At 62.0% G+C, this 6123-nt stretch carries 3 protein-coding genes; 1 reads left to right on the top strand and 2 read right to left on the bottom strand.

Annotation, left to right across the window (positions count from 1 at the left end; genetic code table 11):
• The coding region (gene hsdR, locus VFJ08_RS13065; protein ID WP_324997659.1) for an EcoAI/FtnUII family type I restriction enzme subunit R at window positions 1-1457 on the bottom strand (1457 nt) is incomplete at its 3' end.
• 326 nt (window positions 1458-1783) lie between these two features.
• On the opposite strand from hsdR, the gene polA reads away from it, so the two are divergent.
• Complete coding sequence (gene polA / locus VFJ08_RS13060) at window positions 1784-4489, top strand: DNA polymerase I (RefSeq protein WP_324997658.1); 2706 nt, start codon at window positions 1784-1786, stop codon at window positions 4487-4489.
• 773 nt (window positions 4490-5262) lie between these two features.
• Here the strand turns inward: polA and yihA are convergent.
• Window positions 5263-5889 carry a ribosome biogenesis GTP-binding protein YihA/YsxC gene (gene yihA, locus VFJ08_RS13055; protein ID WP_324997657.1) on the bottom strand — a complete coding sequence of 209 codons (627 nt, stop codon included), beginning with the start codon at window positions 5887-5889 and terminating at the stop codon, window positions 5263-5265.
• Window positions 5890-6123: the final 234 nt, after the last annotated feature.

Genomic DNA, 6123 nt, shown 5'->3' with positions numbered 1-6123 from the left:
TTGCTGGTTGTGGTGATGACGGGGTAACGTTCTTCGGGGTTGATGAAGTTATCGAGTTCGGCCTTGCCCTCTTGCTCATCGCCCGTGATCCGCATCACGTACTTGCGGTTCTCCCGCACGCGCTCCGGATTGAGATTGACCAACGCCTGGCGCATGCGCTCGGCGTGGTCGATGTCTTCACAGAAGACGATGGTCTTCTGATATGGGTCGGTGCGAGAAAGAAACTCGGTCACTTTCGCGGCGACGGTTTCGGTGCGCTTTTCAAGAACGAGACCGCGATCGAAATCCTTCTGATTGTAGATTCGGTCCTCGATCAAGTGGCCGTGCTTATCGGTCTGGCCTTCTCTGGGCCGCCAGCCCTGCAGATCCTTGTCCAGATCGACGCGGATAACCTTATACGGCGCGAGAAAGCCGTCCTCGATGCCCTGCTTGAGCGAATAGGTGTAGATCGGGTCGCCGAAGTAGTCGATGTTGGAGACCACTTTGGTTTCTTTCGGCGTGGCCGTGAGCCCGATATGGGTGGCGGCCGAGAAATGGTCGAGAATCCGGCGCCAGGCCGAATCAGCGGCCGCGCTGCCCCGGTGGCATTCGTCGATGACGATCAGATCGAAGAAGTCTGCCGAGAACTGCCGGTAGATGTTCTTGTCTTCCTCGCTGCCCGACACCGCCTGATAGAGGGCGAGATAGACCTCGTAGGATTTATCGACCGTTCGGTTCGTGACCTTGGTCATGGCCTGGCCGAAGGGCTTGAAGTCGTTGTTCTTGGCCTGGTTGACCAGCACGTTGCGATCGGCGAGAAACAGGATGCGTTTCTTCTTGCCCGCTTTCCAGAGGCGCCAGATAATCTGAAACGCGGTGAAGGTTTTGCCGGTCCCGGTGGCCATGACCAGCAGAATGCGGTCCTGGCCTCTGGCAATGGCTTCGACGGTGCGATTGATGGCGACTGTCTGGTAGTAACGCGGCGTTCGGCCGCTACCGTCGTCGTAGTAAGGTTCTTCTATTACCGGCTGGGCGTCCTGGCCGATCCCCTTGTGTTGGCAGTAGCGCTGCCAGAGCGCCGCTGGCGATGGAAATTCGTCGAGCGTGAGTGGCGTTTCCGTTTGCGCGTATAGCCCCGTGCGGTCGTGGAACAGAAAACCGTCGCCATTGCTGGTGAAAACGAACGGCACGTCCAATGCATCGCTGTAGGACAGAGCCTGCTGCATGCCGTCGCCAAGAGCGTGCGTATTGTCCTTCGCCTCGACGACCGCGATTGGCAGATTCTTCTGATAACTCAGCACATAGTCCGCGCGGCGGCGATGCCCGCGCGCGTGCATGCGGCCTCGAACGATGATGCGGCCGGCCGTGAACGAGACTTCCTCATGGATCTGTGTTTGCACATTCCAGCCGGCGCGTTCCAGGGCCGGCGTGATGTATTTCGTGCAGATATCGCGTTCGCTCAAGTCACGCTTGTTCAAGCCGCCCCTCGGTATCCCCTGGCACCCCGAGTCTAACGCATGAGCCTGACGGCTTCGCATGGTGTATCGAGCCATCGATGACAGTCGACAGGAACTCGCCCGGCCAATGCTCTTGGATCCGAATCTTCCGGCCGATAATCCAGCGTGTCTGCTCGATCGACAGAACACGAGTTCTTTCTATTGCGCCTTCAGGAGCCGGCAGACCATGTCGCTCGATGTGTGGCCCAGGGCGTACTGTTCCGGGCCAGCGGCGATAGCGCATGGACCGAAACCGGCGCGGCTCGTAAGCTGTTCGCCCTATTATCTTTGTTGTTCCGGCGATTGCCATGTCCGATTCCAAAGCTTCAGGGCCCCTGATTCTCATCGACGGCTCGTCCTGGCTGTATCGCGCGTTTCACGTGCTGCCGCCGTTGACCAACGCCGAGGGCCAGCCGACCGGCGCGATCTACGGCATGACCAACATGCTGCGCAAGTTCCTGCGCGAGTACGAGTCGGACCGGATCGTGGTGGTGTTCGACCCGCGCGGCCCGACCTTTCGTAACGAGTTGTTTGCCGAGTACAAGGCCAACCGGCCGCCGGTGCCCGACGAACTGGCCGATCAGTTCGAGGGTATCCGCGAGGTGATCCGCGCCATGGGCCTGCCGATCGTGCAGGTCGACGGCGTCGAGGCCGATGATGTGATCGGCACGCTGGCCGCGCGCGAGCCGGGCCCGGTGGTGATCGTCACCGGCGACAAGGACATGGCGCAGTTGGTCAACGACCGGGTGGTGCTGCTCGACACCATGCAGAACAAGCGAACCGATATCGCGCGCGTTCACGACAAGTTCGGCGTCGGTCCCGAGCTGATCACCGATTATCTGGCGCTGGTCGGCGATACCTCGGACAATATTCCCGGCGTGGCCAAGGTCGGCCCGAAAACGGCCGCCCGATGGCTGATCCAGTACGGCGACCTGGCCGGCGTGATCGAGCACGCCGGCGAGATCGGCGGCAAGGTGGCCGACAACCTGCGCGCCGCGCTCGACGATCTGCCGCTGTATCAGGACCTGGCCACCATCCGAACCGAGCTGGATCTGGCCGGCATCGTGGATGAACTGATTCGCCGCGCGCCCGATACCGACGCGCTGGCCGCGCTGTTCCGCCGCTATCAGTTCCATAAATTTCTGGAAGAGCTCGACGCCCCGACCGGCACCGACGCCAACGGCGATACGCCGGCCGCACCCGCAGAAACGCATTACCACACGGTTTTGGACACCGATGCGCTCGACGCGATGGTGGCTCGGCTCGAAGCCGCCGAACTAATCTGCGTGGATACCGAGACCGATTCGCTATCGGCGATGGCCTCCAATCTGGTCGGCCTGTCGTTCGCGGTTGAGCCGGGCGAGGCCTGGTACGTGCCGGTCGGCCACAACTATCTGGGCGCGCCGGCGCAACTGCCGATGAATACCGTGCTCGATCGTGTGCGCGGCGTGCTGGAGAATCCCGACATTCCCAAGCTCGGCCAGCACATCAAGTACGATCTGAACGTGCTGGCGCGCTACAACGTGCGTATCGCCGGCGCTTGTCGGGACACCATGCTCGAATCCTACGTCCTGGACAGCACGGCCACGCGTCACGACATGGATTCGCTGGCGCAGAAATATCTCGAGCGCACGACCACGAAGTTCGAGGAAGTCGCCGGTAAGGGCGCCAAACAGGTCGGCTTCAATCAAGTGGCGCTGGACGTGGCCACGCCCTATGCCGCCGAGGACGCCGACGTCACTTTGCAGCTCCATCGTCTGCTCTACGCGCGGCTTGGCGAGATCGGTCGTTTGAAAACGCTTTACGAAACGGTGGAAATGCCGTTGATGCCGGTGTTGGCGCGGATCGAGGCCAACGGAGTGCTGGTCGACGATCAGCTATTGAAGCGGGTTTCCGGCGAAATGGCCGAGCGCATGATCGAGATCGAACAACAGGCGTACGAGGCCGCCGGCGGCGAGTTCAATCTAGGCTCGCCGGCGCAGTTGAAGGAGATCCTGTTCGACCGGCTCGAACTGCCGGTGATCCGCAAGACGCCGAAGGGCGCGCCGTCGACCGCCGAGGATGTGCTGCGCGAGCTGGCCGACAGGCACGCGCTGCCGGCGCATATCGTGGCCTGGCGCGAATTGTCCAAGCTGCGTTCGACCTATGCCGACAAGCTGCCGAGCCTGATCAACCCGGCCACCGGGCGCATCCATACCAGTTATCACCAGGCGGTGGCCGCTACCGGCCGGCTGTCGTCGTCCGATCCCAACCTGCAGAACATTCCGATCCGTACCGAATCCGGGCGCCGTATACGCGAGGCCTTTATCGCGCCGCCGGGCTACAAGATTCTGGCTGTGGACTACTCGCAAATCGAACTGCGCATCATGGCGCATCTGTCGGGCGATCCGGGCCTCATGGCGGCCTTCAATGAAAAGCGCGACGTGCATACGGCCACCGCCGGCGAGGTGTTCGACACGCCGCTCGACGCGGTCACCCCCGACCAACGCCGGGCGGCCAAGGCGATCAACTTCGGGCTGATGTACGGCATGTCGGCCTACGGTCTCGCCAAACAGCTCGAGCTTTCGCGCGAGGATGCCGGCGCCTATATCGACAAGTTCTTCGCGCGCTTCGCCGGCGTGCATCGCTATATGGAAGAAACGCGGGCCGCGGCCAAGGCCGACGGCTATGTCGAAACCCTGTTCGGACGCCGGCTTTACCTGCCGGAGATCAACGCGCGCAACGGCGCACGGCGGCAAGGCGCCGAGCGCGCGGCGATCAATGCGCCGTTGCAAGGTACCGCCGCCGACCTGATCAAGAAAGCCATGATCGAGGTCGACGCCTGGTTGCGCGAATCGGGCGAGGATGCCCGCATGATCATGCAGGTGCACGACGAACTCGTTTTCGAAGTGCCGGCCGGCGAAGCCGAGCGGCTGGGCGTCGCGATCGCCCAGCGCATGAATACAGTGGCCGAACTCAAGGTGCCACTCGTGGCCGAGGCCGGCATTGCCGACAATTGGCAACAGGCCCACTGATCGAGACCGGATTTTTCGCCGGCCCCTAAAAAAATCCCGATCAAAGCCCGATGAGAATTTCAAGCAATAACAGGCATTTGAAAATTTTCTCGAATTTTTTTGTCGGTGCTAGGAACTTGCCGGATGGGCACGGGTCTCATTCCCTGCAAGCACATGGTTGCTTGCCCGCTTTTCTCCCTGAGCGGTAACCCCCCATCCGGTTTCCCCCCAAGAACCGGAATGTTTGCCCCGACGGCGCTCCCCCTGCCGTCGGGGCTTCTTTTTATCTGCCGTCGCGCAAGGCCGCGCCCGCCGGCTTCGAAAATTTTTTTCGATCGGCTTGAAACTTTTTCCCCGACCCACAGTCTTATTCCTGTAAGCGAAAGCTTGCCCGCTTTTCTCCCTGAGCGGTAAACCATCCGGTTCCCCCCAAGACCGGATCCGCCCCGACGGTTTCCCCCGACCGTCGGGGCTTTTTTATGGGCGCCCGGCCCGACGCCCCAAAAAATTTTCAGCGATTTTGGAACTTAAGCGTATCGACCCGGTCTACTTCCATGCAGGCATCGCCTGCCCGCTTTTCTCCCTGAGCGGCTAGATCCGATTCCCCAAATCGGATATGCCCCGACGGTTCCCCCGATCGCCGGGGCTTTTTTATGCCCTGAGCGCGTCCCTCGCCTTACGTTTATCGCATAACCGCCCGCGGGCGTCGACGGCTTTCGCCGTTTTGCCGATAAATGGTCGGTATGAATCGACGAACGTGCTGATTGTTAACGGAAACGCTTTACCGATGCGACTCAATCCGGCGTCGGCTCCGCCGGATCTTCGAGGTCGCCGGCCAGCAGCGTCGAGATGGCGGTTCGGGCCTCGTCGACGCCGATCCGCTTGGTCGCGGAGAACAGTTGCGCGGTCGCGCCTTCAACCGCCGCGCGCGTTGTTCGAAGCGCCTTGTGTTGTTCGTTGCGCGAGAGCTTGTCGGCCTTGGTCAGCAGGAGATGAAAGGCCAGGCCGTAAGCGCCGCCCCATGCGATGAGCTGGCGGTCGAAATCCAGCAGCGGGCGGCGCGCGTCCATGATCAGCACGATCCCGGACAGCGTTTCGCGTTGCGCCAGATAGCCCTCGATCAGCGCCGCCCATTGCGCCTTGATCGCCGGTGGCACACGGGCGAAGCCGTAACCGGGCAGGTCGGCGAACCGCAGGCGCTCATTGGCGAAGAAGTTGATCGCCTGGGTGCGGCCGGGCGTCTTGCTGGTGCGCGCGAGGTTGCCCTGTTCGCACAATGTATTGAGCGCACTCGACTTGCCGGCGTTGGAGCGGCCGGCGAAAGCGATCTCGGGCCGATTCGCCGGCGGCAGCGCGGACAGCTTCGGCGCCGACAGCAAAAAGCGCAGGGTTCGAAAATCGCGGGCGGTGAGTTCGGGCATCGGTTCGAGCGGGCTGGTAGGGCCTGTTGCCGTTTCATTCGACGCCGCGCCGGCGGCCATTTTGGTGCAAGACAAGGCGCAGCGGGCGTACGATAGTCATTCTACCGTAGCGCGCTGCAACGCAGGATTGCGGCAAAATGGCCCCGGCCCTTCGGGTTGCGGCCCCAAATCGCGCCATCCGGCGTTGCAGAGCTTGACCGCAGAATGACTGCGGCCGGCGCTCTGCGTCTTGGC

It is taken from the genome of Salinisphaera sp. (assembly GCF_035690525.1).
Lineage (GTDB): Bacteria > Pseudomonadota > Gammaproteobacteria > Nevskiales > Salinisphaeraceae > Salinisphaera.
Note: the sequence above shows the minus strand (reverse complement) of the source record. Positions and strands in the feature narration are given on the sequence as shown.

Bases quoted from the DNA above. Each gene is read 5' to 3' on its own strand.
- yihA (WP_324997657.1), bottom strand. From the start codon at position 5,889: ATGCCCGAACTCACCGCCCGCGATTTTCGAACCCTGCGCTTTTTGCTG.
- polA (WP_324997658.1), top strand. From the start codon at position 1,784: ATGTCCGATTCCAAAGCTTCAGGGCCCCTGATTCTCATCGACGGCTCG.